The sequence below is a fragment of the Egibacteraceae bacterium genome (assembly GCA_040905805.1).
Lineage (GTDB): Bacteria > Actinomycetota > Nitriliruptoria > Euzebyales > Egibacteraceae > DATLGH01.
On sequence record JBBDQS010000048.1, the window covers coordinates 102454 to 129355 of the forward strand.

The window sequence follows — 26902 nt, forward strand, 5'->3', positions numbered from 1 at the left end:
CGCGACCATGAATATTCCTCCAGGCAAATACGAGTTCGGTCCCGACCAAGCCCTCTTGCAGGTCCATACCTTCCGCGAGGGGATGGCCCGCAAGGTGGGCCACGACCTGATCATGCAAGCCGGAACGTGGCACGCCATCGTCGAGGTCGACGAGGACGTCACCAAGTCGACCGTGACCGCGTCGGTCGACGTGCCCTCGATCACCGCAGTTCAGGGGACGGGCGGGGTGAAGCCGTTGTCCGACGGCGACCGCGCCGACATCAAGAAGAACATGGTGAAGTCGCTGAACGCGAGCAAGCACCCCGAGATCACGTTTCGCTCGACCAGCGTGGAGAACGGCGGTGGCGACAGCCTGACGGTGCATGGCGATCTCACCATCGCGGGGACCACGCGCCCCGCCACCCTGGACGTGTCGCTGACCGACGGGGCGGCCAAGGTGACGACGACCATCGTGCAGAGCCAATGGGGCATCAAGCCCTACAGCGGGCTGATGGGAGCGCTCAAGGTGCGCGACGCCGTCGACTTCCACGTGGAGGGCACCGTCCCACCTCCTGACTGACGTGCGGGGGGCGTGCACGTGCGCGCCCTCCGCCTGCGTCAGTCCGTCCCGTGCGCGGCCACCTGTTCGTACCGCTCGAGGTACTCATCGAGCATCCGTGCGCTGTGGGTGAGCGTGTCCGCCCAAGCGACGAGGACCTGCTCACCGGTCGCCGTGAGCGAGTAGCTGCGCTTCGACGGGCCGGCTTCGGAGTGCTCCCAGGTCGATCGGACCAGGCCTTCGCGCTCCAGCACGCGGAGCGTGCGGTACACCACGCCGCGGTCGCTGCGGCTGCCGATGGCGTCCAGCTGCTCGATCAGCGCGTACCCGTGTGAGGGCTGCTCGCGCAGGAACAGCAGGAGGCACGCCTGCAGGAAGTTCTTGGGCTGCGCGGAGTCCGACCCCCCCGGGGCCGCCAGCGTGCGTTGCGTGCGCGCCTGCGATTCCTCGCTCGTCCTCGTCACCATTGTCCTCGCGCGCTCGACCTTGACGGCCATGCATGCACAGATCGTGTGCCGCGTCAATGCCCGCGCCCGGACGATGCGGCGGCGACGGCGGCTTGTCCGAGGCTGATGCCGCCGTCGTTGGGGGGCACCTGGCGGTGGCGCAGGACCGTGAAGCCCCGTTGCTCGAGCAGGTCCACGGCGGTGCCGAGCAGGCGGAGGTTCTGCCAGACACCTCCGGACAGCGCGACGGTCGACAGGCCGGTGCGGTCGCGCAGCACGACACAGGTCTCGACGACCGCGGCGGCGAGGCTGTTGTGGAAACGGGCGGCCAGCACACCGACATCCGTGCCCCGGCGCTGGTCCTCGACGACCGCGGCAACCAGCTCGTCGCCGCGCAGTCGCAGCGGTGCGCCATCCTCGAGGCGCATGGGGTAGGTGCCCGCCTCCTGCGGGTCGGCCCGCTGCTCGAGCTCGATCGCCGCCTGCCCCTCGTAGCGCACATGGTCGCGGATGCCGACCAGTGCCGCGACGGCGTCGAAGAGGCGGCCGGCGCTCGAGGTGGCAGGCGCCGACACGCCCGAGCGGCCCACCGCGAGGATCGTGTCCCACCGCGCCTCGTTGCGCCGGGCGACATCGTGGGCTTCGTCCGCCAGGCCGGCGGCGTCGAGGTGGGCCGCCGCCATGCGCCACGGCTCGGCGATGGCCCGTGCGCCACCCGGCATGGGCACGGGGGCCAGGTGCGCGGCACGGTCGAAGCCCGTGAGGTCGCAGACCAGGAACTCCCCACCCCACAGTGTGCCGTCGGTGCCGAAGCCGAGCCCGTCGAACGCCACCCCGATGACGCGACCAGCATGGCCGTTGTCGGCCAGGCACGAAGCGATGTGCGCATGGTGGTGCTGCACCCCGAGCAGCTCGACCGCCTCCAGCTCCGCTGCGTACTTCGTCGAGAGGTACTCCGGATGCAGGTCGTGGGCGACCAGCTGCGGCACGATGTCGAAGAGCCTGCCGAAGTGCGCGATGCCCTCGGTGAACGACCGCAGGGTCTCGTAGTTCTCCAGGTCGCCGATGTGGTGGGAGACGAAGGCGCGCCGGCCGTGGGCGAGGCAGAAGGTGTTCTTGAGCTCTGCGCCGCAGCCGAGGATCGCGCGGCTCGTGGAGTGGGGCAGCCGCAGCGGCTGGGGCGCGTACCCGCGGGACCGTCTGACGGGCAGCTCCTGACCGCGGAAGGCCCGGGTGACCGAGTCGTCGGTGCGGATGTGGATGGGCCGATCGTGGATGAGGAACGCGTCGGCGATGGAGGCAAGCCGCTCGCGGGCGTCCTGGTCGTGGTAGGCAATCGGTTCGTCCGAGACGTTGCCGCTGGTCAGGACGAGCGGCGCACCGAGCTGGTCCGCGAGCAGGTGGTGCAGGGGCGTGTAGGGCAGCATCACCGCGAGGTGGCCGTTGCCCGGCGCCACACCGGTCGCCACCGGCGCCGTCGGAAGGCGACGCAGGAGCACGGCCGGGCGACGGGGGCCGGTCAGCAGCGCCGCCTCCACGGAGTCGACCGCGCACAGGGTCCGCGCAGCGTCGAGGTCGCGAGCCATCACCGCGAAGGGCTTGTCCTCGCGATGCTTGCGGTGGCGCAGCGCCTCGACGGCAGCCTCGTCGCCTGCCATCACCGCGAGGTGGTAGCCGCCGAGGCCCTTGATCGCCACCACCCGGCCGGCATGGAGCAGGGCCACGGTGGCCGCGAGTGGATCGCCCGCCACGGCTGCGTGCTCGGCGTCCGTCAGCGACAGCGTCGGTCCGCAGGCCGGGCAGCACACGGGCTGGGCATGGAATCGGCGGTCGCGGGGGTCGTGGTACTCGGCGGCGCACGCGGCGCACATCGCGAAGCCGGCCATGGTCGTGTTCGGCCGGTCGTAGGGCACGTCGGTCACGATGGTGAAGCGGGGGCCGCAGTTCGTGCAGTTGGTGAAGGGGTAGGCGTACCGGCGGTCGGCCGGATCGGCGATCTCGGCCAGGCAGTCCCCACAGGTGGCCATGTCCGCCGAGATGAGGGTCTCGCGGCGCCCGCCCGGCGGGCTGTCGACGATGACGAACCGCTGCCCCCCGACCGGGGGGAGGCGCTCGCGACGCACGCCCTCGACCACGGCCAGGGGAGGGGCCTCGCCTTCGAGAGCCGTGACGAACCGCTCCAGCGCGGGGGCCGGCCCCTCGGCCTCGATGAAGACGCCACCGGCGTCGTTGCCGACGAAGCCCGTCAGCCCGCATCGCGAGGCGAGCGCGTGGACGAACGGCCGGAAGCCCACGCCCTGGACGACGCCGTCGACCCGGATACGGTGGCGCACCCGTCCGGAGGCGTCGCCGGCCCGGGAATCAGCCGGGGAATCAGCCGGGGAATCAGCCATGTGCTCGCCATGATACGGAGCGACCCGGTACGGTATGCGGATGCGCATTGCATTCGTCGGTAAGGGCGGCGCCGGCAAGTCGGCGATCGCCGGCACGTTCGCCCGCCTCCTCGCGCAGCGCGGGGAGCCCGTGCTGGTGCTGGACTCGGACCCGCTGCCGGGTCTTGCCTACTCGCTGGGCATGGACAGCACCGATGCGGGCATCCCTGACGAGGCGGTGATGGAGAACCCCGAGGAGGGTGGCCCCCGCTACATCCTGCGGGAGGGGCTGACCGCCGCGGACGCGGTCGAGCAGTACGCCGCCGAGGGTCCGGACGGGGTCCGGGTCCTGCAGTTCGGCAAGATCCACGACGCCGGCCGCGGGCTCATGCGCTCGCAGTTCGCCTACCGCCAGATCACCGGGCAGCTGCCCGACGACAAGTGGAGCATCGTCGGCGATCTCCCCGGCGGGACGCGCCAGCCGTTCCTCGGCTGGGGCCGTTACGCCACCACGGTGCTGGTGGTCGTCGAGCCGATGGCCAAGTCCTTGCTCTCGGCGCGGCGCCTCGCGCGCCTGCAGCTCATCGACGACCCACCGCGCGTCGTCGCCCTGGCCAACAAGGTCCGCGACGAGGGGGATGTCGAAATGGTGGCGGAGCGCACCGGTTTGGAGGTCATCGGGGCGGTCCCCCTGGACGACGCGATGGCGGAGGCCGACCGGCGAGGCCGGCCGGTCGTCGAGGACGCCCGGGACTCACCGGTGGTCAAGGCGATAGACTCGCTCGTGGAACGGCTTCGTGCCGAGGAGGAAACCGCATGAAGGTCGCAGTGGTCGGCAAAGGTGGGTCGGGCAAGACGACGACGTCGGCGGTGCTGGCCCGCACGATGGGCCGCCAAGGGCGGGCGGTGGTCGCACTGGACTGCGATAGCAACCCCAACCTCGGCATCTCGCTCGGCGTCGGCGATACCGAGACCGAGCGCTTGGACTCCATGCGCCAGGCCCTGGCCGAAGGCGAGGAGGAGCACGCGCCGGGCTGGGCGGAGCTGATGGACCGCTTCGGCTCCGACGCTCCCGACAACGTGCGCCTGGCGGTGGTCTCGCGCATCGAGAACCCGGAACCGGGCTGCCTATGATGCGGACTCTCGCCTGAGCAGTTGCTCGGGTCCGGGGAGTTCGGAGCATCGGTCGTCATCGCGGACTGCGAGGCGGGCATCGGCACGCTCACCCGCCTCGAGGAGAACGCGGTCGACGCGGTCGTGATCGTCGTCGAAGCCAACGCGAAGTCCCTCGAGGTCGGGACGCGAGCCGCCGGCCTGGCGGGTCAGCGGGCGAGCACGAGGACGGTGGTCCTGGCCAACCGCGTCCGCAACGACGAGGACATCGCGCGGGTCCGAGCCGCCTTCCCCGGCGTGGAGGTCGTGCCGATCCCCGACGACCCGGTCATCGTCGAGGCCGATCGCAAGGGCATTGCGCCGCTCGATCTGGACCCCGACGCGCCGGCGGTCGCAGCGCTCGTCGCGCTCGCCGGGGACCTGCTGCCCGCGGCGTGACGTTCGCGCGCCGCGCCGCGGGGTCCTAGCCGGTCACCCGGCACAGCGGTGAATCGCCTCCGCTGGCGCTCCGGCGATTCACGTCTCAGGCGGGGATCGGGTCGCAGCACCCGCAGGTGCACGCCTCGCCCGCTTCGCTGGGGCCGGCGCCGGCCTCGGTGCCGCACCCGCACGCTCCGGTCGGTACGGTCTCGCGTGCCGGCTGCACGCGCGCCGGCTCCTCGGCACTCGTGCCGCAGCCGCAGCCGCAGGCGGTCTGGTCGGTCTGGGTCGGTGCGGCGACGTCCACGGTGGCGCCGCAGCCGCACTGGCAGGGGGTCTGGTCGGTCATCGGTGGTCTCCTTTGTCGGTGTCACGGTCGTGGTCGGTCGGTCGGTCGGTGATCGAGACGAGCTCGTCGGCACAACCCCAGCCGGCGCGCTCGTCAGCGGCGGGGAGCTCATCCACCATGCGCGTGATGTCATCGCGCAGGCTGGCCAGACCGGCCATCTCCTCCTCGATCTCGGTGAGGCGTGCTGCGAGCAGCTCGCGGGTGTGCCCACAGGGGCACTGGCCCCGCTCGCGGATGGACAGCAGCTCGCTGATCTCGTCGAGCCGCAGTCCGAAGCGCTGCGACCGCTTGATGAACCGCACGCGCTCCTCGGCGGCCTCGTCGTACAGGCGGTAGCCGCCTTGACTGCGCCTCGGTTCGGGCAGGAGCCCGATGCGCTCGTAGTAGCGCAGCGCGGACGCCGTGCTGCCGACGCGTTCAGCTAGCTTGGAGACGGTGAGGTCGTTCATGGAGCCCACGATACGCCTTGAACGTGGGTTCAAGGTCAACCCCGGAAGCAAAAAAGTCCCGGAAGCAGGCTGTCGCAAAATGCTGGTACCGCACGGGTCGAACCGCAAGATGCAAACATCCCCTGGCGATCCGGCACAACATGTGGGGTGAGCGCCCATCCCGCTTGGTCATTTTGCGACAGCCTGGAAGCAAAAAAGTTGGCTCCTGTGAACGGCCCGCTGTTCACGCGGGTTCCACGCGGTCGCGCAGGCGATCCGAGCCCCTACTTCTTGGGGTGGGTGGGCCCAGCGGCGTCTCCGTAGACGGCGCCGCACCTGGCCGACTCCCGAATGCGCCGAGGTCGGCGACGACGGCCCAGGGTGGTGGAAGGCGTGCGCGCAGGCGCTGCGCACGGCCCGTTCAGGCCCTGACCACCAAGGCCCGCTGCCGGTGGCCGGCCGCGTCGCCGGGCCAGTGCGCCACCTGGGAGGTGGTCGCGTCGCCAGGCCACTTCCCCGGGCGAGTGGCCGGGCCAGTGCACCGCTTTGAAGGTGGTCGCGTGGCCAGGCCCACTTCCCCGGGCGAGTGGCCGGGCCAGTGCACCAATCTGGAGGTGGTCGCGTGGCCAGGCCACTTCCCCGGCGATAGTGGTGGTCCTCGCGGAGGCGGCATGGCAGGCTACCCCAGCATCGCGCCGTGTCGGCGAAGGTCGCGGGTTTCCGCGACCGGGCTACAAGGGCACGGCGAGACGCTCGGTGAACCCACGGATCGTTGAGAAGACCCAAAAGTTGGCTCCTGTGAACGACCGTGGGTGGGTTTGGCCCCGCTGGCCAGTGTGACGCCGCCTGTGGCCTGCGTGTCCGGCTGTGCGCAAGCGCTGGCTTGGGAGGCCGCAGTACTTCCAGGGCGCAAGCAGCTGGTCGGCGCCGTCCTGGGTGTGGAGTGGACACTTTTCTGGTTGAGCACCCGGATATATCAGGATGTATCGGTGTCTCGAACCCGATAAGTGTCCACTCGATCACCTGGTCGGGCGGGCGCAGCGCTGCGCGGGACGCACACTGCGGGCCGGGCACGCCGCCCGCCCCTGCCGGTGGCCGGCAGCAGCCCGGCTGTACGCAGCAGCCCGGCTGTACGCAGCGGCGCAACCACACCCCGATGGTGGGGGTCAGCCGCCGGCGTGTGCCACGACCACGACAGGGTCGGGTTAGCCGACCGGTGCGACGTCGGCGGGCTCCTCGGCGATGAAGTCGATCACGCGGTCGAGCGCGATCCGCACGGCGTCGGGCGGGTTCGTCGTGACCGCCGATCCGTCGCGGTCGGCGTCGGTCACGCCGGAGTCCATCGGGATGACCCCCGCCAACGGGACGCGGTACTCCGCGGCGATCTCGGCGAAGAACTCCGCGTCGTCGGGCAGGCGGGCCTTGTTGCCGACGCCGTAGACCCTGGGGATGCCGAGCTCCTCGGCCAGCGCGATCGTGCGGGCCGCCGTGATGACCGACTTGCGGCTGGGCTCCATGATCACGAGCAGCACGTCGGCGTAGGCGAGGGTGCCACCGGATCGGCTGAGGTGCTCCAGGCCGGCCTCCATGTCCACGAGGGTCACGTCGGCCTGCTCGGCGAGGACCTCGCCGAGGAAGTTGCGCACCGACGCGTGCCCCGAGCAGGTGCAGCCCGCGCCCGCCTCCACCACCCGGATCGCCGAGAGCAGGATCGGACCCGCCGGTGTCTCGCGGCCGTACTTGTCGATGACCTCCTGGGAGGTCATGTCGCCGTCGGTGCCGACGATGAGCCCGCGGGGCAGGACCGGCACCGCCTCCATGTCGTCCCAGCTGAGGCCGAGCGACATGCCGAGGTTCGGGTTCGAGTCCGTGTCGATCGCGATGACGCGATCTCCGCGCGCGGCGTACGCCTGCGCGATGAGTGCGGAGGAGGTGGTCTTGCCCACGCCACCCTTGCCGACGATTCCGAGTTTCATAGGTTTCTCCTCGCCACCGGTGTACGACGCCCGACCCCTCGACGGTACCACGAGCATGCCCGATGGTGCCGGGCTGAGCCCCTACACAGTGGCGGCGATGTGTGCCATCATTGGGGAGTAGTCCGAGCCGAACGTGTCCCGGCAGCGAACCGGCCCGGGGAGAGCTTCGAGGAAGGGGTGACCGGCGTGGTCCTGTGGTGGATCGCCAACGCGACCGCCCTGCTGGTCGTCATCCCCTTGGTGGTGCTCCTCGCCAACCGGGTCATCGCCCAGGCGCTTGAGGTCCGCCAGTACGCCGACGAGATCCTGGAGCACGGCGTCCGCCTCACCGGCACCCTGGATCCCCTGCCTGCCCTTGCCGACACGCGCACCGCGGTGGCGGAGGCCGGGGAACACGCCGGCCGGTACGTGACGGCGCTGCACCGCTTGATCTGACCGGCACCCACCCGACAGGAGACGCAGCAGATGTCCGCAGCGGCGATCGTCACGCTGATCCTCGCGGGTCTGCTCGTGGGTGCGCTGGCCTTCTACCTGACGTGGGTCGTCATGATCGTCAACCACGTCAACGACACGCTCGGCAAGGTGACGTTCGGGGTCCGGTCCATCGCCCATCGCACGGGTCCGGTCGGCCCGGCGCTCACCGACGTCAACGGCAACCTCACGGCGGTCGCAGAGGCCCTCGAGGGCGTCGCCGACGCCGTCACCGCCGATACGTGAGCCACCGTGACCGAGTGACACCACGACACAAGGGAGCACCATGAGCGTCGAGCTCGCCTGCGCCGATGTCGGCGTCGCCTGCAGGGCGGTGCACCGGGCAGCCAGCAAGGATGAGCTGCTTGCCAAGGTGGCGGCCCATGCCCGCGATCGGCACGGGGTCGTCCTGACCCGGACGCTGATCGACTACGCCGCCGCAGAAGCCCGCACGACCGCGGGAGGGTGAGCCGTTGGCCCCCCCTGTGACCTTCGCCGTCACCACGCGGTCGCGCCTGCGCGGCTTCCACCGGTTCCCGCAGATGTTCTACCACTCGCGCAAGATCCGCCGGCAGCTGGAGGAGACGCCGGGATGCGTGCGGTTCGCCAGCATCATCGCCGGTCCGCGCGAGTTCTGGACCATCACCGCGTGGGAGACCCGGGACAAGATGCTCGACTTCATGCGGTCGGGGGCCCACGAGGACATCATGTGGCTCTTCGGCAAGTGGCTGGAGTCCTTCTGGCTGATGCGGTGGCGGCCGACGGAGGAGGAGGTGGGCACGTGGAACGACGCCACGCTCGGTCCACGCGACGACGGTCGACGCAAGTCGCGTCCGCGCACGCCGCAGGAGCAGGCCGCGCTCGAGGCCGCGCTGGAGGCGCTGCCGGTGCTGAAGGCCTCGGCCGGCCCTGACGGCAACCCGACGTACGACTCGTCCCCGGCGGCTCGCCGCCACCGCCGCGCGGTGAGCGGTGCGGGCTCGATCGTGCTGCGCATCGAGGCGCGACCGGGGCAGACGTTCCGGGCGTGGCGGGAGATGCGGCGGGTCGGGCGGCGGCTGCAGGCCGACGAGGCCGTGCTGCGCAGCGTCACGGGCTTCTCCGGGCTGAACGACCACTACGCGCTGGCCGTGCTGCGCGACGAGGAAGCCTGCTCGCGGTTCCTGGCGGACGTGAAGCAACGCCAGATGCACGAGCGGTGGGGCGAGGCCTGCTGGATGATGCGCTGGAAGCCCGAGAACGAGTTCGGGCACTGGGACACGTTGCGGTTGCGACGCGAACCGCTGGGCACCGGCGGGTCCGCCATCCCCGTGCCGGAGGCTGCGGCGCGCGCGGCGGTCGTGCCCGGGGAGGGCGACGCGTAGCGGCACCGAGGCGCTAGTCGGCCTCGAGCCGCTTCAGGCGGTCCACGCCGATGCTGCCGTGCCCGCTGGGCGTCTTGATCACCAACCCGCCCTGGTCATCGATGTCCGCGGCGGTCCCGACCGCGTCGCCGGCAGGCATGAGCAGCGCCCGAACCCGCGTGCCGAGGGTGCCGCACCGGGCCTTGTAGCCCTCCAGCAGTGCCGGCACGCCGGCCTCGTACCACTCGTCCAGTCGACCGAGGATGGCCTCCAGCACCGCCAGGCGTGGCGGGGCGGCGCCCTGCATCTCCATCGCCAGGCTGGTCACCTGTGGGCGCAGGCCGTCGGGAAAGTCGTCGGGCTCCAAGCCGACGTTCAGGCGCACCGTCAGCACCGCCGTGTCGATCATCCCCGGACCGAGTTGGGCGTCGACCCGGACTCCACCCACCCCACGCCCACCGACCAACAGGTCGTTCGGCCACTTCAGCGCGACGTCCATGCCCGTCGCCGCCTCGACCCCCTCGGCGGCGGCCAGGGATGCCAGCAACCACAGCAGGCCCTCGCCGGCAGGGGGGAGCGCCGGACGCAGGACCAGGGCGAAGGCCAGCGACCGACCCGCCACCGAGACCCAGGTCACCCCGCGCCGGCCCCGCGCGGAGAGCTCGACGTCCATGACCACCAGGGCGCCCTCGGGCGCGTCCTGCTTCCGCGCCCACCCGAGGGCGAGCGATTCCGCGGAGACGCCGACCCCGAAGTACTGGACCGGGTGACCGAAGGTGCGGTCGGAGCCGAGCGCGGCCACGATGCGCTCGGCGGAGAGGTCGCCGCCTGCGGGCTCTTCCACCACTATCCCGGGCGTGGGATCAGCCGATCGACCTTCCAGCGACCGTCCTCGGGAGTCATGATCACCGAGCCCGCCGGTATGGACGGTCGCTGGTTGCCGATCGCCACGTCCATCTCGAGCAGGTAGGTCACCCGCACCTGGCGCGTGGTGGACTCGGGCTCCGGCTTGGCCTCGTAGGTCATGCGGCTGATCTCCACGGCGCGCAGATCACGACGCAGCCCCTCCAAGAGCTCCTGGTAGTAGGTGTCCAGGTCCTCCTCGGAGGCGGTCCCCTGCCGGAGGGCGCTCATCAGGTCGAAGGCCATGCCCCGGTCGACGGCGCGGTTGAGCACGTAGGCCCGGGCCTGCTCCGAGAAGTGCTCCCACACCTCGTGGTGGTCGCCCTTGTCGATAGACGTCAGGAAGCGCTCCGCCGCCGCCTGTGCCTCCGCCAGCTCGTCCTTGGTGATGGCCTGGCCGTTGTCGGTCATCGGGCGCCCTTGTCGTGTCGACGGGTCATGGCCGTTCGTATCCGAGGGATTCCAGGGTGTCGCGCACCCGCATGCGCTGGGGGGCCAGCAGCTCGTTGGCGATGGCGTACTCCATGATCTCGCCCGCGGCCTCGCGCGCCTCGTCGGATGGCAGGAACCCGTGCGCGAACATGCGGGCCTGGAGCGCCGCGACCAGCAGGTCGTCGGGCAGCTCCATCAGGACGTCGAGCCAGGTCGCGGTGATCCGCAGCGCCTGCTCCCGTTCGAGGTTCAGCACCGCGACCTCCAGCTCGGTGAGCCGCTCGTCGCGTTGCTTCTCCGGCAGCATGAGGAGGTCGAGCATGCGCCGGCGGAGCAGGCCGAGGCGCTCGGGCTCCTCGATGTCGCCGAGCAGCGCCACGAAGTGCTCGGCCCTGGTGGACTGCTCGCCCCGATCCTCGAGTGCCGCCTCGACGAGCTCCAGGTTGCGAAAGGTCTGGTCCCGCTGGGGCTTGTGCATGCGGATGTCGAGCACCTGCAGCGCGTCGTGGTAGGACGCGAGCGCCCGGCGCATGGACGTGATGTCAGCCTGCTGGGCGTGGGCCAGGCCCAGGTTGTTCTTGGCCAGGGCGTACTGGAAGGGGTATCGCTGGCGCGTGAAGACCCCGAGCGACTCCTCGAACGCCGACGCAGCCTGCTGGCTGCGGCCGAGGGCGGTCAGCGAGACACCACGGGCGTGCTGCAGGAGTGCCCACTGGTAGGGCAGCTCCTCGTCGTCGGTCTCCCCGATCGCGTCCTCGTACGTCTGCACCGCGGCCTCGTGGTCGCCACCGGCCGCTTGGGCCTGCCCCAGGTTGTGGCGCGCCATCGCGCCCTGGCGTGGTTCCCCGGCGGCGGCGAAGATCTCCACGGCCTGCCGCAGGTTGCCCACCGCCTGCTCGTGCTGGCCGAGGTCGCTGCGGGCCAGACCGACGTTGTTGAGCGCCGCGGCGAGCTCGCCGGGGACGTGGCCTCCTGCGAGCAGGTCGACCGCCCGGGAGCAGGCGTCGATCGCCGCCTGCGGCTCACCGAGCTCGCGCAACGCCGCCCCCAGCGCGTTCTGCACGCGGGCGTGCTCGACGGGGAAGCGGTGCGGGCCGAAGAGGCTCGCCGCCTGCCGGTAGGACGCCACGGCTCGGGAGAGGTTCATCCGCCGGTCGCCCGAGGGCAGCTCGGCGTAGGCCAGACCGATCGAGTGCCGTAGCGAGGCATGCTCGAGCGGACGGGCGGCGCGCGGCGTGGCCTTCAGTCGGGCTTCGAGCTCTGCGAGCTGCTGCTCAGGCGTCGTCGGGGCCGTCATCTCCATGGGAGGAGAGTACCCGCCGACCGTCAGAGCGCGGTCTTGATGCGCGACGCGAGCGCCGGCCCGATGCCGTCGACCTCGGTCAGCTCCGCGGGATCGGCATCGCGGATCTCCTCGACCGAGGCGAAGCGCTCCAGCAATGCGCTGCGGATCACCGGCCCGACCCCCTTGATGGCGGCCAGGGCCTCCTCGACCGACTCGTCGGTGGTGGTGGTCGACGCCGGTTCGGGAGCCGGCTGCGCGGGTTGCGCTCGAGCGGCCTGTGCGGCCGCCTGCTTCTTCTGGGCCAGCCCGTGCAGCTTGGTCTTGGTGGCGTCGGACGGGGCCCCGCCCGCCACCTCGGGGTTGCGCTCGCGGTACTCGCGGTCCAGGCGCTCCTTGCGCTCGAGGATCTCGCGCAGCGCCTGGTCCCGCAGGTCCTCGGAGGGGATGTGCGGCGGCGGCACCCCCGGCAGGCTCTCACCGGGTGCGGGGGGTCGGCGGCGCTCGTACTCCTCCTCCGGGATGCGCGCCGCGCGAGCCGCGGCGGCGCTGTCCTCGGCGGCGGCCTGCCGCTGGCGCTGCAGATCCTCCATGGCCATGTCGGTGATGGCCCGGCGCTCCTCGGAGGGGGTCGCGCCCCCGCCGAGCGTGGGCGGTGCCGCGAAGGCCCCCTGTTGCTGGGGAGCCGCAGGCGGTGGCGTCCCGCCCAGGAAGCCCCCGCGTTTCGGGGGGGCCGGCTCCGGCTGCGCGGGCGGCCGGGTGGGCGCCGGCGGCGACGCGCTCGGCGCCGAGACGGACCCCGGCGGCGGCGCCGCGGGAGCCATCCTGGACCCACCCAGGCGCTCAGCGGTCTCACGGCGCGCTTCCTCGAGCTGCCGCGCGGCCTCCTGCTCGGGGTCAGAGCCCCCCTTGGGACCCTTGCCCGCGAGCCTGTTCAACGGTTTCCTCATGGCGATCTCCTGCCTTCTCCCTCACCGTCGAGCCTGCCATACGACGGGCCCGGGGTAAACAGGCAAGCGTGGGCGTGCTAGCGTGGCGACGCCGTGGCCCGCATTCTGGATACGATCCCTGACTTCGTAGCGCTCGCTAAGGCGGCGTTCCTCGAGGATCGTGCCACGCGCGGGTACCTGTGGGACGAGCGCTACCGATCGCGCCACCCGGAGGTGTTCGCGGTCTTCTTCGATGGGCACGGCGACGCCGACCAGGTGCCCGCGGTGACCCACAAGCTGACCGACGTGCGCCGGGTGGTCGAGCCGGCGGCGCCGATCGTGACGCGGTTGATCGAGGAGGTCGAGCCCGCGGTCCGCGACACCCTCGGGCTGGCGGGCCTGCCCGAGCCAATGCACGTGTTGATGGTCGGCACGTTCTCCACCAACGCCGCAGTGGTGCGCCTCGATGGTGAGGTGGCGGTCCTGCACTGCCTCGAGTGGTTCGGCGAACCCGACACCCAGCGCGTGCTCGTCGCCCACGAGGACACCCACGCCTGGCACGAGACGCTCCTCGGCCAGGCACCGCCGACCGATCTCGCCTGGACGGCGTTCGCCGAGGGCCTGGCGATCCAGGTCTCACGAGCGGTCGCCCCCGACCGGCCGGAGGCGGACTACTTCTGGTACGGCGTCGCCGGCTTCGAGGAGTGGCTGCCGTGGTGCCGGGAGAACCAGGACCTGGTGCTCCAGCGCTTCGGGAAGGCCCTGGACGAGGACGAGCAGGAGGCGACCGAGATGTTCTTCGGCGCGGGATTCATCGACGACCAGTGGCGGGTGGGCTTCTACGTGGCGGACGCGCTGGTCGCCAGCCTCGACGCGGGTGTCGACGAGCTGGTGCGGTTGAGCGTCGAGGACGGGCGGGAGGCGATCCGCACCGCCCTGGACACGCTGCGGTGAAGAACGTGCTGGTCGCCGGCGTCGGGCAGGTCCTGCGCGGCGACGACGGGTTCGGCGTCGAGGCGGTCCGCCGGCTCGTGCACATGGACCTCGGCGAGACCGTGCGGGTCATCGAGACGGGCACGGGCGGTATCAACCTGGTCATGGCGCTGTACGACCCGACCGACGTGCTGATCGTGCTCGACGCGGTCGACCACGGCCGGCCACCCGGGACGGTGATGGTGATCGAACCCGAGGTCGCGGTGGTCGAGGACATGCCGGACCTGGAGCGCTGGGACTTCCTCTCCGACATGCACTACACGAAGCCGGAGAGCGCGTTCATGCTCGCCAGGGCGCTCGGTGTGCTGCCCGAGCGCTTCCTGCTCGTGGGCTGCCAGCCGCAGGAGACCGACGTCCTCGAGGTGGGGCTCTCCCACGTCGTCAGCGAGGCCGTCGACGTGGCGGTCACCGAGGTCTGCCGCATCCTCGACGAGGTGCGTGCGGAAGTGGCATGACCGGCGAGCAGAGGTAGGGTGCCCCTATGACTGATCCCGGGCAGTGCCCGCAGTGCGGCCGCGTGGCCGAGCCCGACGATCGCCGCACGGCCCAGATCGCCGAGCTGTCGTTCCGGCCGTTCCTGTGCGACCGGCCACCGGCGAGCTTCACCGACCACCCCTTCCCGGTGCGCTGGCTGGAGTCACAGGTCCCGGACCCCGACGAGCTGCAGGGGTTCATGGAGCGGTTCGTGCGCGTGCGCGGACCGTTGCCCGAGGGCAGCGCCATCGCGGAGGCCTTCGGCGAGATCGACCCGATCCACGCGTGGATCGAGAACGAACCGTCGCAGGACGGCATCCGCGTGCTGATCCGCCTGTAGTCCCCACCCGCACCCAGAGGAGGCGCCATGGTTGCTACCGGGCTCCACATCCCGTCGGTCGAGGAAGCAGCCAACATGCTGCGGCGGGGCGGGTATCTCGCCGACGCCGCGACCGCCACGACCGTCTACCTCGCCGCTCGCCTGCGCAAGCCGTTGCTCCTCGAGGGTCCGGCCGGCACCGGCAAGACCGAGCTGGCGCTGGCGCTGGCGCAGGCCACCGGTGCCCGGCTGATACGCCTGCAGTGCTACGAGGGTCTCGACGAGACCAAGGTGCTGTACGAGTGGAACTACCGCAAGCAGCTCCTCGGCCTGCAGGCCGCGACGGCCAACGGCGAGGACGGCGGGAGCCCGTTGGACGACGTCTTCAGCGAGCCGTTCCTGTTGTCGCGTCCGGTGCTCGATGCGATCCGTTCGTCGGAGCCGGTCGTGCTCCTGATCGACGAGGTCGACCGCATCGAGATGGAGACGGAGGCGCTGCTGCTGGAGGTGCTGTCGGACTTCCAGGTCACCATCCCCGAGCTTGGGCTGATCACCGCCCACAGCCAGCCCCTGACCATCCTGACGTCGAACGCGACCCGGGAGCTGTCCGAGGCGCTCAAGCGCCGGTGCCTGTACCAGTGGATGGACTACCCCACCCCCGACCGCGAGCGTGCCATCGTGCTGTCGCGGGTGCCCGGCATCACCGAGACGCTCGCGCAGCAGGTGGTGCGCACGGTGCAGGCCATCCGCGGCCTGGAGCTGAAGAAGGCCCCGTCCATCGCCGAGACGCTCGACTGGGCGGCGACGCTCGTCGACCTCGGGCTCACCCCGGCGGACCGCGATGCGCTGGAGCGCACCGGCGGCACGCTGCTGAAGCACCGCAGCGACCAGGCGACGGTGCTGCGCGAGCTCGACGAGGGCTCCGGTGGCTGAGACCCGGACAGCCGGGCTGGGCGAGCACGTCGTCGCCTTCGCCCGCGAACTGCGGGCCGCGGGGATCGCGGTGTCGGCCCCCGAGATCAGCGATGCCCTGGTGGCCCTGCCCGCCGTGCCGCTGGAGCACCGGGAGGTGGTCCGCGCCGCGCTCGCCGCCGTGCTCTGCAAGGAGCCGGCGCTGCGGCCGCGCTTCGATCGCATCTTCGACCTCTACTTCCCGATGCGGTCACCGCGGCAGGGCCGTGCCGAGAGCAGGAGACGCGGTGGGGGAGACCCCAGCCAGGAGCTCACGGAGGCCCTGCGATCCGGCGACCGGGAGCGGCTGCGCGAGATGGCCCAGGAGCGGGTCGAGGAGCACGGTGACGAGTCCGACGCGAACCTCAGCGAGGACGCCGCGGTGTTCCGGGCGCTGCGGGGGCTGAACCTCGACGCCATCATGCAGCAGCTCTACGACGACGAGGTCTCGGGCCAGGGGCTCACGGCCCTGGAGCGCCGTGCGATCACGGAGGACATCGGCGACCGCATGGAGGCCTTCCGTGACATGCTCACCGACGAGATCTTCTCGGACATGCTGGGGGTCCTGAGCCCGGAGGAGCTGGCGGGCCGCAACCGCCGTCCCCCACCGGATGAGATCGACTTCCTCTGGGCCAGCCAGTCCGACGTCGAGCGCATGCGCACCGCCCTGGCCCCCTTGGCCCGCAAGCTGACCCAGAGCCTGTCCCACCGTCGCCGCCGCGCCCGCCGGGGCCGGCTCGACATGCGACGGACGATCCGCTCGTCGCTGTCGACGGGCGGCGTGCTCGTCGAGCCGCGGTTCCGCCGTCCGATCGCCGGCAAGCCGGAGATCGTGCTGCTGTGCGACATCTCCGGGTCCATGCGGGCGTTCGCGAAGTTCACGCTTGAGCTGACCTACGGGCTCGCCACGCAGTTCCAGCGGGTGCGCACGTTCGTCTTCGTCGATGCCGTGGACGAGGTCACGTCCATGCTCCAGACGGCGGGCTCCTTCCCGGCCGCGCTCGCCCGGGTCGAAGCCGAGGCCGAGGTGGTCACCACGGACGGCCAGTCCTGGTACGGCAACTGCATGGAGCAGTTCTGGCAGCGCGTCGGCCGGGAGATCGCTCCGCGCACGACGGTCCTGGTCGTGGGCGACGCCCGCGGGAACTTCCGCAGCACCGGCGTGGAGTACCTGCAGCGCGTCGCCGACCGCGCCCGCAGCCTGTACTGGCTCAACCCCGAGCCGCGCGCCCACTGGGACACGGGAGACTCGGTCATGAGCCAGTTCGCGCCGGCATGCGACGAGGTGGTGGAGGTCCGCACGCTCGCCCAGCTCGAGGCCTTCGTCGCGAGGGCGCTGTGAGTGAGCTGCGCGTGGTCGTCACCTTCCCCGAGGGTGACTACGACGTCGAGGAGCAGACGACGATCCTGAACGAGCTGCAGAAGGTGCTGAAGGACCAGATGGGCCTGCAGCAGCGCCTGAGCCGCCTGCCGCAGCTGTCGCTGCCGAGCGGGCCCAAGAAGGTCGAGCCGCGCCTGACGCCGACCCCGCAGCAGACCGAGGAGGTGGCCCTGCGGGTGTTCCTCCTCGAGTTCCCCGACGCGGCGGCCTGCGCCAGTGCCCTGCGCGCGGTCGGCGGCTGGTACATGCGCCACCCCGGCCTGTCGCTGAGCTTCAAGGCCGACGGGCCCGCCGGGGGGGTCAACCTGCGACTGAAGAACTTCTCCATGGTCGCCTTCGCGCGCGCCGTGTCGCAGATCACCGAGCTCATGGAGGAGCCCGACCCCCAAGACAGCTAGTGGCCCGGCCGCCTCAGCAGATGCGGGGGAGGGGGTCGCCGACCAGGACGTCGACGATGCGGGTCCCGCCGAAGGTGGTCTTCAGCAGCACCAGGCCGGGGGGATCGTCGCTGATCGAACCGATCACCGCAGCGCCCTTGCCGAGGGGGTGGGCGTGCAGGGCCTCCAGGGCGGCGTCCGCCTCGGCGCCGTCGATGACGAGGACCATGCGACCCTCGCAGGCGACGTAGAGCGCGTCGATGCCGAGGATCTCCGTGGCGCCGAAGACGTCGGGGCGCATCGGGACCTTGCCTTCGTCGAGCACCGCGGCTATCTGCGAGGCCTGCGCGATCTCGTTCAGGACCGTCGCCACGCCCCCGCGCGTGGCGTCGCGCATGCAGCGCACGCCGGTGGTGGCGTCGAGCAGCCGGTCGATCAGCTCGTGCAGGGGGGCGGTGTCGGAGACGACGTCGGACTCGATCTCCAGCTCCCCGCGGGCGAGCATGACCGTCACGCCGTGCTCGCCGATGGGTCCGGACACGATGATCGTGTCGCCCGGCTGGGCGCTCGCGGCCGACAGGTTCAGGTCCCGCTCGAGCAAGCCGATGCCGGAGGTGTTGATGTAGCAGCCGTCGCCCTTGCCGCGGGGGACGACCTTGGTGTCCCCGGTGACGATCTGCACACCCGCCGCGGCCGCGGCGGTCGCCATGGTCTCCACGATCCGCCGCAGGTCCGCGATCGGGAAGCCCTCCTCCAGGATGAACCCGGCGGACAGGCTGAGCGGGCGGGCGCCGGAGACCGCGAGGTCGTTGACCGTTCCGTTGACCGCCAGGTCGCCGATGTTGCCGCCCGGGAAGAACAGCGGCGAGACCACGAAGGAGTCCGTGGTGAACGCCAGCCGGGTGCCGCCCACGTCCAGCATCGCCTGGTCTTCCATGCGCTCCAGGGTCGGGTTGCGGAAGCTCTCCAGGAACAGCGCGTCGATCAGGGTCTGGGTGGCTTTGCCGCCCGCCCCGTGCGACATGGTGATGCGCTCCTCCTTGATCCGCGCCTTGCGGGCCCGTGCGCGCTCGATCTTCTGGTGCACCTGCTCCTCGCGGGAGAGGTGCGCCTCACCGGGGGCGTGCGGCGCGAGCTCGTGGAACTCCTCGTGCTCGCGCAGGGCCTCCTCGGCCCAGTCCGCGGAACGCGCCCCGTCGTCGTCGGGGGGGACGCCGGGAGCGGCGGCTTGGTCGGTCATGTCCCGGTCGCCTCCCGGACGCGCTCGCGGGTGAACCGTCCGAAGTTGTAGTAGGCCGCGCAGGCGCCCTCGCTGGACACCATGCAGGTGCCGATCGGGGTCTCGGGGGTGCAGGCCGTGCCGAACACCTTGCACTCCCACGGCTTGAGCACGCCCTTCAGGACCTCGCCGCACTGGCAGGCCTTGGGGTCGGCCACGCGCACGCCCGGGACGTCGAAGACGCGTTCGGCGTCGAAGGCGGCGTACTCCTCGCGGACCTGCATCGCCGACTGGGAGATGAAGCCCAGGCCGCGCCACTCGAAGTAGGGCCGCAGCTCCATCGTCTGGCCGATGACCTTCAGCGCCGCGCGGTTGCCGTCCCACGGGACGACGCGGCTGTATTGGTTCTCGACCTCTGAGCGCCCTTCCTGCAGCTGCTTGAGGATCATGTAGACGCCCTGGAGGATGTCCAGCGGCTCGAAGCCCGAGGTCACGATGGGCTTGCCGTAGTCCCGGGCGATGAACTCGTAGGGCCGGCAGCCGATCACCGTGGAGACGTGCCCCGGCCCGATGAAGCCGTCCAGGCGCAGGTCCGGCGAGTCCAGGATCGCTTTGATCGCCGGGATGATCGTGACGTGGTTGCAGAAGATCGAGAAGTTCTCGAGGCCCTCGGCGGCCGCACGCAGCACCGTCGCCGCGGTGGACGGGGCGGTCGTCTCGAAGCCGATCGCCATGAACACGACCCGCTTGTCGGGGTTGTTGCGGGCGATCTTCAGCGCGTCCAGCGGCGAGTAGACCATGCGGATGTCCGCGCCGGCGGCGTTGGAGTCGAAGAACGATCCCCGGCCCCCGGGCACGCGCATCATGTCGCCGAAGGACGTCATGATGACGTCGTCGGACTCGGCGATCGCGATCGCGTCGTCGACGCGTCCCATGGGGATGACGCACACCGGACAGCCGGGTCCGTGGATCAGGGACACGTTCTCCGGGAGGTAGTCCTCGAGGCCGTGGCGGTAGATCGTGTGGGTGTGCCCCCCGCACACCTCCATGAACTTGTACTCGCGGGAGCCCGCAAGCTCGGCGATCTCCTTGGACAGCCGCTTCGCGATGTCCGCGTCGCGGTACTCGTCGACGAACTTCATGGTGTCGCTCCTAGGCCTTCGAGGGCGGTCTGGGTCAGTTCCCACAGGACGTGGTACAGGGTCGTCTGGGCCTCCTGGATGCGGTGCACCGAGGTGGAGGGCACCACGAAGAGGAAATCGATGTTGTCGGCCTCGGCCATCTGTCCGCCGTCGTAGCCCGCCAGGCCCACGGAGATGAGCCCGCGACGCGAGGCCTCGTCGAAGGCGCGGAGCACGTTGGTCGACCCGCCCGACGTCGACAGCCCGACGGCGATGTCGCCGGGGCGCCCGAACGCCGCGATCTGGCGGGCGTACACGACGTCGAAGCTCACGTCGTTGGACAGCGCGGTGAGGACCGCGATGTCACCGGTGAGCGACAGCGCCGGCAGGGGGCGGTCGGGGGGACCGGGGTGCAGGAACGTGTTGACCACGTCTTGGGCATCGGTGCTCGACCCGCCGTTGCCGAAGGCGAAGAGCTTGCGGCCCGCGACGAAGGAGGCGGCCATCGCCTCGGCGCAGTCGACCAGCCGATCGGCGTGCAGCTCGAAGACCTCCTCGCGCAGCGCGACGATCTCCGCCGCCTTCTCGGCGGTGGACCGGCGCGCCTCCGTCAGCACGGCGTCGACGTTCGATGCGTCGGCGTACAGGAACGGGTAGAGCGACTCGAAACCGCCCGGGGTGTCGTTGGCCATGATCAGTCCGCCAAGCGAACGATGGCTTCCTTCGCGTGCACGAGGATGCGCGCGCCGACCTCGGCGTCGACGAGCATCACGCTCACCTCCTCGATGCCCGCGCCCGTGTCCACCCGGGCCAGGCCATCGTCCAGCAGCTCCACGATCGTGACCTCGACGGCCTCGTCCGAGCAGGTGATGCAGACCTCCCCGTAGCACTCCGGCACGGGGGGAGTCAGCTGGGTGCCGAACGGGACCGGGTCGCTCATCGCAGCACCTCGGGGCTCAGGACACCGGGCTGCTCGAAGAACACGTGCACGAGCTCCCAGAGGACGTGGTAGAGCGTCACGTGCACCTCCTTGATGATCCTCGGGTCGTCGGAGTGGGCGATGAGCACGTGGTCGACCGCGGCGTCGGCGGCGATCGCGCCGCCGTCACCGCCCGCCAGCGCGACGGTGAGCATGCCCCGCTCCTTGGCCACCTGGAAGCCGCGCAGCACGTTGGCGCAGTGCCCGTCGGAGGAGACGCCGAGCGCGATGTCGTCGGGGTTGGCCAGGTAGCGCAGCTGGTGGGCGAACACCTCGGCGAACCCCTCGCGGTTGGCGACCCCGGTGATCGTGGCCACGTCGCTGGTCAGGGAGATCCCCGGCAGGGCGCGCTTGCCGACCAGCACCGGATGGACGAACTCCACGGCGACGTGCTGCGCGTCCGAGGTGGTCCCGCCGTTGCCGAAGCCGACCAGCTTGCCCCCGCGGTGGAAGCGCTCCGCCATGGCGTGGCACGCGCGGGCCACCCGTTCGGCGTCGGCCGCCACCGCCTCGCCCGGCGCCCGGCGCCGCGCGCGGGCCGCGTCGACCGCCGACCGCACCGCCGCCGTCGACTGCTGGCTCACGACACGCCCCCTACTCGATGTCGCTGGTGGCGAGGTCGGACAGCTCCTCCTCGTACATCGAGCCGAGCTGCTCGAGGAACCGGAACGTCTCCTCCGCCTCCTTCTCGTCGATCTTGGACATGGCGAAGCCGACGTGGATCAAGACCCAGTCACCGACCTCGATGCCGCCCTCGTCCGCCGGGATGAGCTGGATGGAGACGTTGCGGCGCACGCCGTTGACGTCTGCCTTGGCGATCCCGTTCTCCGGATCGACCAGCTCCACGATCTTGCCGGGAATACCGAGACACATGGGATGCTCCTCCACCTGGGGGTGCTCATGGTATCTGCTGCCACCGCGCCGTACAGGGGGCGATGGCTCGTGCCGCCACTCCATGCTAGCCGCATATACCTGTGGTACCACAGGCACTGGAACACGTTTCCCTCCGGCCGCTTGCTCCGACGCGCGTCGTGATCCCCTAGACTGCCCGCACCCTGCACAGCATGACCCAGCGGCTGACCTGATCCGGGTCCGAGCAGCGCTGGTCGGGTGAAGTGCCGACCGCACCGAACCCCCTGGCTGTCCCAGTCGTTTATTCCGGCGGGACTAGTCAGGCTCCTAGGTGTGTGGTACACGTACGTCGGCCCCATCGAGGGGAGGGCCAACATGGCACTCGCAGGATCAGGAACGCAGCGTTGCGCCTCCTTGCCGGAGGCGTGACCGGTTGTGCCTGGTGCCGCCCCCGCACCCTTGCCCATCCAGTCGCCAGTCCGTTCGCCCGTCCAGCCGACATCGAGCCAAGCCGGCCCGAAGGAGGTTCGCGTTGATCCAAGACGCGGTTTGCGTTGACCCCAGATCAACATCAACAGCCGTTGTGGTGACCTGTGGTCACCGCGCGTCGTCCCTACACGATCAGGAGGTGGTCCAGTGATCGGCACGACCCGACAGGGGCCAGGCAAAGCACCACGACACGCCCGAGAGCACGGGCAGGTCGAAATCGCCAGCGTACTCGTTCTCGTGGTGGTCCTCGCCGCTGTGGCGGTGTCCGCCGGCCTGCTGGGTCGGACCTTGACGACCGCGCGCAGCATCAACGAGAAGGCCGACACGATCGCCGAGAGCGGGACCGGCATCAACGCCGCGACAGACTCCATCGTCCAGCTGAACCGCACGAACGAGACCGCGGCGTCGATCCTGAACACCGCTGACCCCCTGGAGGGGCTGCTCGCGGAGATCGTGGCGCTCGCCCAGGCCGTCGACGGGCTCGCGACCTCGATCAACTCGACCGCCGGTGGGATCCTCGGAGCCGCCCAGACCATCAACACCACCGCCGCGTCCGGTGGCATCGGCGGCACCGCAGCCACCATCGACACGACGGCCGTGGGCATCAACCAGACGGCCGCCGCGATCCTCGACGTCGCCCGGCGCATCGACGGTGACGTGGTGCGCATCAACACCAGCCTCGACACGACGATCCCGCTGGCACAAGGCATCAAGCAGGACACCGGCGGCATCCTGACCACCGCGCAGTCGATCAACTTCACGGCGTGCGGCATCGACAACAAGCTCTTGCTCGGGCCGCTGGCCGGCACCGGCGTCTGTCAATAGGAGGCATGACCAATGGCAACCAAGCTCCAAAGCAGATACGCCGAGACCGAGCGCACGTCGCAGGTGACCCCCGGCTCGGCGGGCGACGTCGAATCAGCCGGTGTCAGCCGCTGGCTGTGGATCTGGGTGACGATCGCCCTGCTGGTCCTCGTCGTGGTGATCGCGTTCCTCATCGGCATCTCCAACGCGCTGGTCTCGATCGACAACGCGCTGGCCTCGACCGACTCCGACCTGGTCGATGTCACGGGCGACGTCCGCCCGCTGCCTGACCAGGTCGCGCTCGTCAACGAGACCCTCGGCAGCATCGACACCGCGCTCCTCCCGGTCCCGGGCCAGGCGCAGACCATCGTCAGCGAGCTGAGCACGATCCGCGGCTCGCTGCAGCAGGTCGACTCGTCACTGTCCTCCACGTTGGCGTCGCTGAACAACACGTCCAGCTCCTTGCAGGGGACCGGCGGTGGCCTGGTCGGCACCTCCGACACCCTGCAGTCGGTGCTGGCGCGGGCCAATGAGATCCTGGCCTCGCTGGAGAACACCCAGTCCACCGGCATGCCGGCGGGCCAGGGCTTCTCCGCGGACAACATCTGGATGCGAGTCGACATCGCCAACAGCATTCTCGGCCCCGTCAGAAGCGATACGAACAACGTCCTTCCGGCGCTCCAGCAGACCGACGGCCACCTCGAGAGCATCTGCACCGGCCTCCCCACTCCGGGCCCGTGCTAGGAGGCCTGACCATGACCAACCGACTCCGGGAACGAATCCATAGCGGCGAGGAAGGCCTCGCCGGGGCGTCCCTCGTCATCGTCATCGCCTGGGCGCTGGCGGCCGTGCTGATGCTCACGGGCACGCTCGTGGCGGCACAGCAGATCGACGAGCGGGTCTTCGAGATCCGCAATCTCGTCACCGACATCGAGGACGACACCCGGCACGTCGCCCTCACCGAGGAGATCAACGCGAGTGCCGCCGGCATCCTCGACGCGGCAGCGCCCCTGTCCGCTCAGCTCGACGAGGTGATCGGCTCCGCCGGCAGCATCGACGGCACCGTCACCCAGATCCTCGGCACCGCCGGGGAGATCAACTCGGTCGCGGCCGGCCAGATCAATCCCAACGTTCTCGCCATCGGCGGGTCCGAGGCCGGCATCCGCGGCTCCGTGCAGCAGATCGGCACCACGTTCAACACGTTGTTGCCGGTCGTGCAGGACATCAACGTGGGCGTCGCGGACATCAACCGCCGCGTCGACGTGGTCATCGCTGAGGTCCAGGGCATCAAGGCCGACACCGGCGGCATCGTCGCGAACGTCGGCCTCAGCCCGCAGGAGAACACCATCTACGGGCACGCCAACTCGATCGACTGCAACGCGGTCGTCCGCCTGCTGAGCCTTGATCCCGCCGGCTTGTTGGCCGGGCTGCTGGGCGGCGGCGGCGGCGGCTCCTGCTAGGCGCACCACCGTGACCGAGACCCGCTCGCTCCCACCATCCTTGCTAGATCGAGGCGTCGAAGCTCTCGATCACCGTTCGGAAGGTGGGGGCGAGCGGGTCGAGGTCCGCACTCGGCAAGGCCTGCAGGACGATGGTGATCATCGTGTCACCGTCGAACAGGAAGTAGTGCAGGTGCACCCCCTCCGCGCTCGAGGCGGCATCGGTGAAGGTGTACAGGTAGTAGATGCCAGGCAGACCGCCGACGACGACGACGGACGGCTCCGCCAGCATCTCCACCTGCTCACCGTCCATGACGATGGGGTCGGTGAAGGTCCGGACGCCCGCCAGGTCGTCCTCGCTGACCTCCGCGTCGAGCGTCACGACCCGTACGAGGATGGAGTGAGCGCCGTTGAGCGTGGCGAGCAGGCGGACGGATGGATCGTCCGTGGCAACCTGCTCCCAGCCCGACGGGTACGAGACGACGAAGCCCCACTCCTCGTCGTGAAACTCGGTGAAGTCCCCCACGTCAGCGGGAGCAGGCACCGGTTGGACGGGTTCCTGGGCAATGGTCGGAGCCGCGTCCGGTTGCGCCGGCGCAGCAAGGCCAGGGACCTCGAAAAAGCGTTCCCCGGCCGTCGCCCCGACCACTATGATCAGGCCGGCCGTGAAGGCCGCGCCGAAGAGCATGAGATTGCGCCGCATGCGCCGATCGTAGTCGGAGATCAGAGCGCGCACAGAAGGAGGACCGGATGTTGAGCCAGTTGCTGGTGATCGCAGATCACGGCGAAGCACATCTGTGGGGATGGTGGCTGGGCCTCGGGCTCGGTTTCGCCCTCGTATGGGTGGTGGTCATCCTCGTCTCGGCGATCCTGTCGCGGGCGTCGCGGATCGCCAAGCAGGCCCAGGACATCCTGATCGGCCTCGACCGCGGACGGGTCCAGACCCTGCCGCTGTGGGACATCGACGCCGTGAACACCTCGGCGAAGGCCATCCTGGATCGTGCGACCGAAGCCCGGGAAGCGTTGGAGGCACAAGCATGACCGCAAGCATGACGGTACTCGCGTACGCCCAAGAAGAGATCGCGATGTGGTCGGTCGCGCTCGGCATCGGCGCGGTCGTGATCGCGGTCGTGATCGCGCTGCTCACGCTGCTCCTGCGCTTCGTGCAGGACATCGACCAAGGTCTCGCCGACGTCTGGCAGATGGCCACCAAGCTGGCGGCCAACACCGCCACCGCCTGGCAGCTGCAAGGGACCGCCAACACCGTGGACAAGCTGCGCGACGAGATTCGCCGCCACGACGAGCTCTGGAGTGCCCAATGATCCGACTGCTGATCGTTCTGACCGTCGCGGAGATCCTGCTCCTGGTGCTCGTGCTGGCCATCTACCTGGTGGTCATCACCACCCGGTTGCGGTCGGTGTCGGCCACCCTGGCCAACGTCGCCTTCGGTGTGCGCGCCGTCGAGGAGCAGGTGCAATCGATCGCGCCGCCCGTCGTACGCGTCAACAAGGCGCTCGGCGAGATCGCCAAGATGCTTCCGCGCATCGCCGGCAACGTGCAGCGCTACGCGCGCGCCGTCCAGTAGAAGGAGACGACATGGCTTTGTGGTGGCTTGGCAATCTGATCTTCGTCGCGGTCGTCATCCCGGTGGTGGTGACCCTGCTGAACAACCTGATGGAGCCCATCGTCGAGATTCGACGGTACGGTGACGACGTCCTCGAGCACGGTGTGCTGCTGATCGCAGCGCTCGACGCCGTCGACGAGCTCGAGAACACCCGCGACCTGCTCGCCGAGGTTTCCTCCGGCGTCAAGAGCTACGGCGCTGCCCTCAAGCAGCTGTAGAGAAGGAGTAGACATGCCTTTGGCTGCTGTCGTCACCCTGATCGGCGTCGCGCTGACCGTTGCGGTCCTCGCGATCTACCTCACCCGGGTGGCGCTCATCCTGAACCACGTGAACTTCACGGTCGGCACGATCAACGCCGGCGTCCGTGCGATCGCCCAGGGCGCTGAGCCCCTGGAGCCGCTCATCGGCGAGATCTACTCGCACCTGGAGGAGACCCGCTACGCACTCGAGGACGCGCTCGGCGTGGAGGGCTGAGCGGCGGTCCGTTGCAATCCGGGCCCCCACCTGGCTGCGAATAGCAGGTGGAGGCGCCCAACGTCCGAGACCTCAACCGAGGAGGGCTTCCATGGCATACGAGTTCCGCTGAACGGATGCAGGTGCAACCTGCAAGGGCCACTTCAAGGCGTCGAGCGAAGACGAGCTTCTCAGCAAGGTCGGTGACCACCTTCGCACCAAGCACAAGGTGCAGAACGTGAGCAAGACCCTGCAGAGGTTCGCCGTCAGAAGCGCCAAGGGCGGCAACTAGGTTGCAGTGCGGTCCCAAGTTCTGGGGCCATCAGGTTCCAAAACGATCCCCCCGCCGCGAATGCGACGGGGGGATCGTGTGTCTGCCGGGTCCGGCGGGATGGATGACTCAGCACCTCCATGGCGGTCGCTGC

General features: G+C 70.2%; 38 protein-coding genes. 22 read left to right on the forward strand and 16 right to left on the reverse strand.

Annotated elements, in window-relative coordinates; translation table 11 throughout:
- The first annotated feature begins 7 nt into the window (after nucleotides 1-7).
- Nucleotides 8-559: a YceI family protein gene (locus tag WD250_06055; GenBank protein ID MEX2619764.1), complete on the forward strand. Its 552-nt coding sequence runs from the start codon at nucleotides 8-10 to the stop codon at nucleotides 557-559.
- A gap of 38 nt (nucleotides 560-597) precedes the next feature.
- Here the strand turns inward: WD250_06055 and WD250_06060 are convergent, their stop codons facing one another.
- Both WD250_06060 and hypF read right to left on the reverse strand, forming a co-directional pair.
- Nucleotides 598-1035: a helix-turn-helix transcriptional regulator gene (locus WD250_06060; GenBank protein ID MEX2619765.1), complete on the reverse strand. Its 438-nt coding sequence runs from the start codon at nucleotides 1033-1035 to the stop codon at nucleotides 598-600.
- A 23-nt stretch (nucleotides 1036-1058) separates the two neighbouring features.
- Nucleotides 1059-3377 carry a carbamoyltransferase HypF gene (gene hypF / locus WD250_06065; GenBank protein ID MEX2619766.1) on the reverse strand — a complete coding sequence of 773 codons (2319 nt, stop codon included), beginning with the start codon at nucleotides 3375-3377 and terminating at the stop codon, nucleotides 1059-1061.
- A 40-nt stretch (nucleotides 3378-3417) separates the two neighbouring features.
- Here hypF and WD250_06070 point away from each other — a divergent pair, with 40 nt between their 5' ends.
- The 3 genes from WD250_06070 to WD250_06080 are packed head-to-tail and all read left to right on the forward strand — an operon-like array spanning nucleotide 3418 to nucleotide 4907.
- On the forward strand, nucleotides 3418-4176 hold the full coding sequence (locus tag WD250_06070; protein ID MEX2619767.1) for an ArsA-related P-loop ATPase: 759 nt from the start codon (nucleotides 3418-3420) through the stop codon (nucleotides 4174-4176).
- Entirely contained in the window at nucleotides 4173-4490 is a 318-nt protein-coding gene (locus WD250_06075; GenBank protein MEX2619768.1) for an AAA family ATPase, read from the forward strand. The genes WD250_06070 and WD250_06075 overlap by 4 nt, the downstream gene beginning before the upstream one ends.
- 21 nt (nucleotides 4491-4511) lie before the next feature.
- A complete protein-coding gene (locus WD250_06080; protein ID MEX2619769.1) occupies nucleotides 4512-4907 on the forward strand; it encodes a hypothetical protein in 396 nt (131 codons plus the stop codon).
- 85 nt (nucleotides 4908-4992) lie between these two features.
- On the opposite strand, the gene WD250_06085 is transcribed toward WD250_06080, so the two are convergent.
- From WD250_06085 to WD250_06095, 3 genes are all read right to left on the reverse strand, one after another.
- Nucleotides 4993-5238 carry a hypothetical protein gene (locus tag WD250_06085; GenBank protein ID MEX2619770.1) on the reverse strand — a complete coding sequence of 82 codons (246 nt, stop codon included), beginning with the start codon at nucleotides 5236-5238 and terminating at the stop codon, nucleotides 4993-4995.
- On the reverse strand, nucleotides 5235-5687 hold the full coding sequence (locus tag WD250_06090; protein MEX2619771.1) for a heavy metal-responsive transcriptional regulator: 453 nt from the start codon (nucleotides 5685-5687) through the stop codon (nucleotides 5235-5237). Before WD250_06090 ends, WD250_06085 begins: the two co-directional genes overlap by 4 nt.
- 1184 nt (nucleotides 5688-6871) lie before the next feature.
- The gene (locus tag WD250_06095) at nucleotides 6872-7642 is read right to left on the reverse strand and encodes an AAA family ATPase (protein ID MEX2619772.1); all 771 of its coding nucleotides are present in this window, start codon (nucleotides 7640-7642) and stop codon (nucleotides 6872-6874) included.
- A 177-nt stretch (nucleotides 7643-7819) separates the two neighbouring features.
- Between WD250_06095 and WD250_06100 the strand changes: the two genes are divergently transcribed.
- From WD250_06100 to WD250_06115, 4 genes are read left to right on the forward strand one after another with little or no spacing between them, the layout of a single operon-like run.
- A complete protein-coding gene (locus tag WD250_06100) occupies nucleotides 7820-8077 on the forward strand; it encodes a hypothetical protein (protein MEX2619773.1) in 258 nt (85 codons plus the stop codon).
- 30 nt (nucleotides 8078-8107) lie between these two features.
- Entirely contained in the window at nucleotides 8108-8359 is a 252-nt protein-coding gene (locus WD250_06105; GenBank protein MEX2619774.1) for a hypothetical protein, read from the forward strand.
- Nucleotides 8360-8399: 40 nt separating this feature from the next.
- On the forward strand, nucleotides 8400-8582 hold the full coding sequence (locus WD250_06110) for a DUF1059 domain-containing protein (GenBank protein MEX2619775.1): 183 nt from the start codon (nucleotides 8400-8402) through the stop codon (nucleotides 8580-8582).
- 4 nt (nucleotides 8583-8586) lie between these two features.
- Nucleotides 8587-9477 carry a hypothetical protein gene (locus WD250_06115; protein MEX2619776.1) on the forward strand — a complete coding sequence of 297 codons (891 nt, stop codon included), beginning with the start codon at nucleotides 8587-8589 and terminating at the stop codon, nucleotides 9475-9477.
- A gap of 13 nt (nucleotides 9478-9490) precedes the next feature.
- Here the strand turns inward: WD250_06115 and WD250_06120 are convergent, their stop codons facing one another.
- Genes WD250_06120 through WD250_06135 form a run of 4 tightly spaced genes read right to left on the reverse strand, consistent with a single transcriptional unit; the run spans nucleotide 9491 to nucleotide 13023 of the window.
- Entirely contained in the window at nucleotides 9491-10300 is an 810-nt protein-coding gene (locus WD250_06120) for a biotin--[acetyl-CoA-carboxylase] ligase (GenBank protein MEX2619777.1), read from the reverse strand.
- Nucleotides 10301-10302: 2 nt separating this feature from the next.
- Nucleotides 10303-10770 carry a hypothetical protein gene (locus WD250_06125; protein MEX2619778.1) on the reverse strand — a complete coding sequence of 156 codons (468 nt, stop codon included), beginning with the start codon at nucleotides 10768-10770 and terminating at the stop codon, nucleotides 10303-10305.
- Between the two features lie 25 nt (nucleotides 10771-10795).
- Nucleotides 10796-12094 (reverse strand): tetratricopeptide repeat protein, encoded by a 1299-nt coding sequence (locus tag WD250_06130; protein MEX2619779.1) that lies wholly within the window; start codon nucleotides 12092-12094, stop codon nucleotides 10796-10798.
- A 23-nt stretch (nucleotides 12095-12117) separates the two neighbouring features.
- Nucleotides 12118-13023 (reverse strand): helix-hairpin-helix domain-containing protein, encoded by a 906-nt coding sequence (locus WD250_06135; protein MEX2619780.1) that lies wholly within the window; start codon nucleotides 13021-13023, stop codon nucleotides 12118-12120.
- Nucleotides 13024-13116: 93 nt separating this feature from the next.
- On the opposite strand from WD250_06135, the gene WD250_06140 reads away from it, so the two are divergent.
- From WD250_06140 to WD250_06165, 6 genes are read left to right on the forward strand one after another with little or no spacing between them, the layout of a single operon-like run.
- Entirely contained in the window at nucleotides 13117-13956 is an 840-nt protein-coding gene (locus WD250_06140; GenBank protein MEX2619781.1) for a hypothetical protein, read from the forward strand.
- Nucleotides 13953-14450, forward strand: coding sequence for a hydrogenase maturation protease (locus WD250_06145; GenBank protein ID MEX2619782.1), 498 nt, complete (start codon nucleotides 13953-13955; stop codon nucleotides 14448-14450). Before WD250_06140 ends, WD250_06145 begins: the two co-directional genes overlap by 4 nt.
- 26 nt (nucleotides 14451-14476) lie before the next feature.
- On the forward strand, nucleotides 14477-14809 hold the full coding sequence (locus WD250_06150; protein MEX2619783.1) for a hypothetical protein: 333 nt from the start codon (nucleotides 14477-14479) through the stop codon (nucleotides 14807-14809).
- Nucleotides 14810-14836: 27 nt separating this feature from the next.
- A complete protein-coding gene (locus tag WD250_06155) occupies nucleotides 14837-15721 on the forward strand; it encodes a MoxR family ATPase (GenBank protein MEX2619784.1) in 885 nt (294 codons plus the stop codon).
- Nucleotides 15714-17081, forward strand: coding sequence for a VWA domain-containing protein (locus tag WD250_06160; protein ID MEX2619785.1), 1368 nt, complete (start codon nucleotides 15714-15716; stop codon nucleotides 17079-17081). Before WD250_06155 ends, WD250_06160 begins: the two co-directional genes overlap by 8 nt.
- Nucleotides 17078-17518 (forward strand): hypothetical protein, encoded by a 441-nt coding sequence (locus WD250_06165; GenBank protein MEX2619786.1) that lies wholly within the window; start codon nucleotides 17078-17080, stop codon nucleotides 17516-17518. Before WD250_06160 ends, WD250_06165 begins: the two co-directional genes overlap by 4 nt.
- Nucleotides 17519-17531: 13 nt before the next feature.
- On the opposite strand, the gene hypE is transcribed toward WD250_06165, so the two are convergent.
- From hypE to WD250_06195, 6 genes are read right to left on the reverse strand one after another with little or no spacing between them, the layout of a single operon-like run.
- Nucleotides 17532-18737, reverse strand: coding sequence for a hydrogenase expression/formation protein HypE (hypE, locus tag WD250_06170; protein ID MEX2619787.1), 1206 nt, complete (start codon nucleotides 18735-18737; stop codon nucleotides 17532-17534).
- Nucleotides 18734-19858, reverse strand: a complete 1125-nt coding sequence (gene hypD / locus WD250_06175; protein ID MEX2619788.1) for a hydrogenase formation protein HypD — start codon at nucleotides 19856-19858, stop codon at nucleotides 18734-18736. Before hypD ends, hypE begins: the two co-directional genes overlap by 4 nt.
- Nucleotides 19855-20529: an SIS domain-containing protein gene (locus WD250_06180; GenBank protein ID MEX2619789.1), complete on the reverse strand. Its 675-nt coding sequence runs from the start codon at nucleotides 20527-20529 to the stop codon at nucleotides 19855-19857. Before WD250_06180 ends, hypD begins: the two co-directional genes overlap by 4 nt.
- A 2-nt stretch (nucleotides 20530-20531) precedes the next feature.
- Nucleotides 20532-20777, reverse strand: a complete 246-nt coding sequence (locus WD250_06185; protein MEX2619790.1) for a hypothetical protein — start codon at nucleotides 20775-20777, stop codon at nucleotides 20532-20534.
- Nucleotides 20774-21400 (reverse strand): SIS domain-containing protein, encoded by a 627-nt coding sequence (locus tag WD250_06190; protein ID MEX2619791.1) that lies wholly within the window; start codon nucleotides 21398-21400, stop codon nucleotides 20774-20776. The genes WD250_06185 and WD250_06190 overlap by 4 nt, the downstream gene beginning before the upstream one ends.
- A gap of 10 nt (nucleotides 21401-21410) precedes the next feature.
- Nucleotides 21411-21689, reverse strand: coding sequence for a HypC/HybG/HupF family hydrogenase formation chaperone (locus WD250_06195; protein MEX2619792.1), 279 nt, complete (start codon nucleotides 21687-21689; stop codon nucleotides 21411-21413).
- A 705-nt stretch (nucleotides 21690-22394) separates the two neighbouring features.
- On the opposite strand from WD250_06195, the gene WD250_06200 reads away from it, so the two are divergent.
- Genes WD250_06200 through WD250_06210 form a run of 3 tightly spaced genes read left to right on the forward strand, consistent with a single transcriptional unit; the run spans nucleotide 22395 to nucleotide 24421 of the window.
- Nucleotides 22395-22982, forward strand: a complete 588-nt coding sequence (locus WD250_06200) for a hypothetical protein (protein MEX2619793.1) — start codon at nucleotides 22395-22397, stop codon at nucleotides 22980-22982.
- A 12-nt stretch (nucleotides 22983-22994) separates the two neighbouring features.
- Nucleotides 22995-23705: a hypothetical protein gene (locus WD250_06205; protein ID MEX2619794.1), complete on the forward strand. Its 711-nt coding sequence runs from the start codon at nucleotides 22995-22997 to the stop codon at nucleotides 23703-23705.
- Between the two features lie 11 nt (nucleotides 23706-23716).
- Nucleotides 23717-24421 carry a hypothetical protein gene (locus tag WD250_06210; protein MEX2619795.1) on the forward strand — a complete coding sequence of 235 codons (705 nt, stop codon included), beginning with the start codon at nucleotides 23717-23719 and terminating at the stop codon, nucleotides 24419-24421.
- Nucleotides 24422-24464: 43 nt separating this feature from the next.
- On the opposite strand, the gene WD250_06215 is transcribed toward WD250_06210, so the two are convergent.
- On the reverse strand, nucleotides 24465-25103 hold the full coding sequence (locus WD250_06215; protein MEX2619796.1) for a hypothetical protein: 639 nt from the start codon (nucleotides 25101-25103) through the stop codon (nucleotides 24465-24467).
- A gap of 50 nt (nucleotides 25104-25153) precedes the next feature.
- Here WD250_06215 and WD250_06220 point away from each other — a divergent pair, with 50 nt between their 5' ends.
- From WD250_06220 to WD250_06240, 5 genes are read left to right on the forward strand one after another with little or no spacing between them, the layout of a single operon-like run.
- The gene (locus tag WD250_06220) at nucleotides 25154-25441 is read left to right on the forward strand and encodes a hypothetical protein (GenBank protein MEX2619797.1); all 288 of its coding nucleotides are present in this window, start codon (nucleotides 25154-25156) and stop codon (nucleotides 25439-25441) included.
- 8 nt (nucleotides 25442-25449) lie between these two features.
- The gene (locus WD250_06225; GenBank protein MEX2619798.1) at nucleotides 25450-25722 is read left to right on the forward strand and encodes a hypothetical protein; all 273 of its coding nucleotides are present in this window, start codon (nucleotides 25450-25452) and stop codon (nucleotides 25720-25722) included.
- On the forward strand, nucleotides 25719-25985 hold the full coding sequence (locus tag WD250_06230) for a hypothetical protein (protein ID MEX2619799.1): 267 nt from the start codon (nucleotides 25719-25721) through the stop codon (nucleotides 25983-25985). Before WD250_06225 ends, WD250_06230 begins: the two co-directional genes overlap by 4 nt.
- A gap of 11 nt (nucleotides 25986-25996) precedes the next feature.
- Nucleotides 25997-26242, forward strand: coding sequence for a hypothetical protein (locus tag WD250_06235; GenBank protein MEX2619800.1), 246 nt, complete (start codon nucleotides 25997-25999; stop codon nucleotides 26240-26242).
- A 13-nt stretch (nucleotides 26243-26255) separates the two neighbouring features.
- Nucleotides 26256-26498: a hypothetical protein gene (locus WD250_06240; GenBank protein ID MEX2619801.1), complete on the forward strand. Its 243-nt coding sequence runs from the start codon at nucleotides 26256-26258 to the stop codon at nucleotides 26496-26498.
- The last annotated feature ends 404 nt before the right edge of the window (nucleotides 26499-26902 follow it).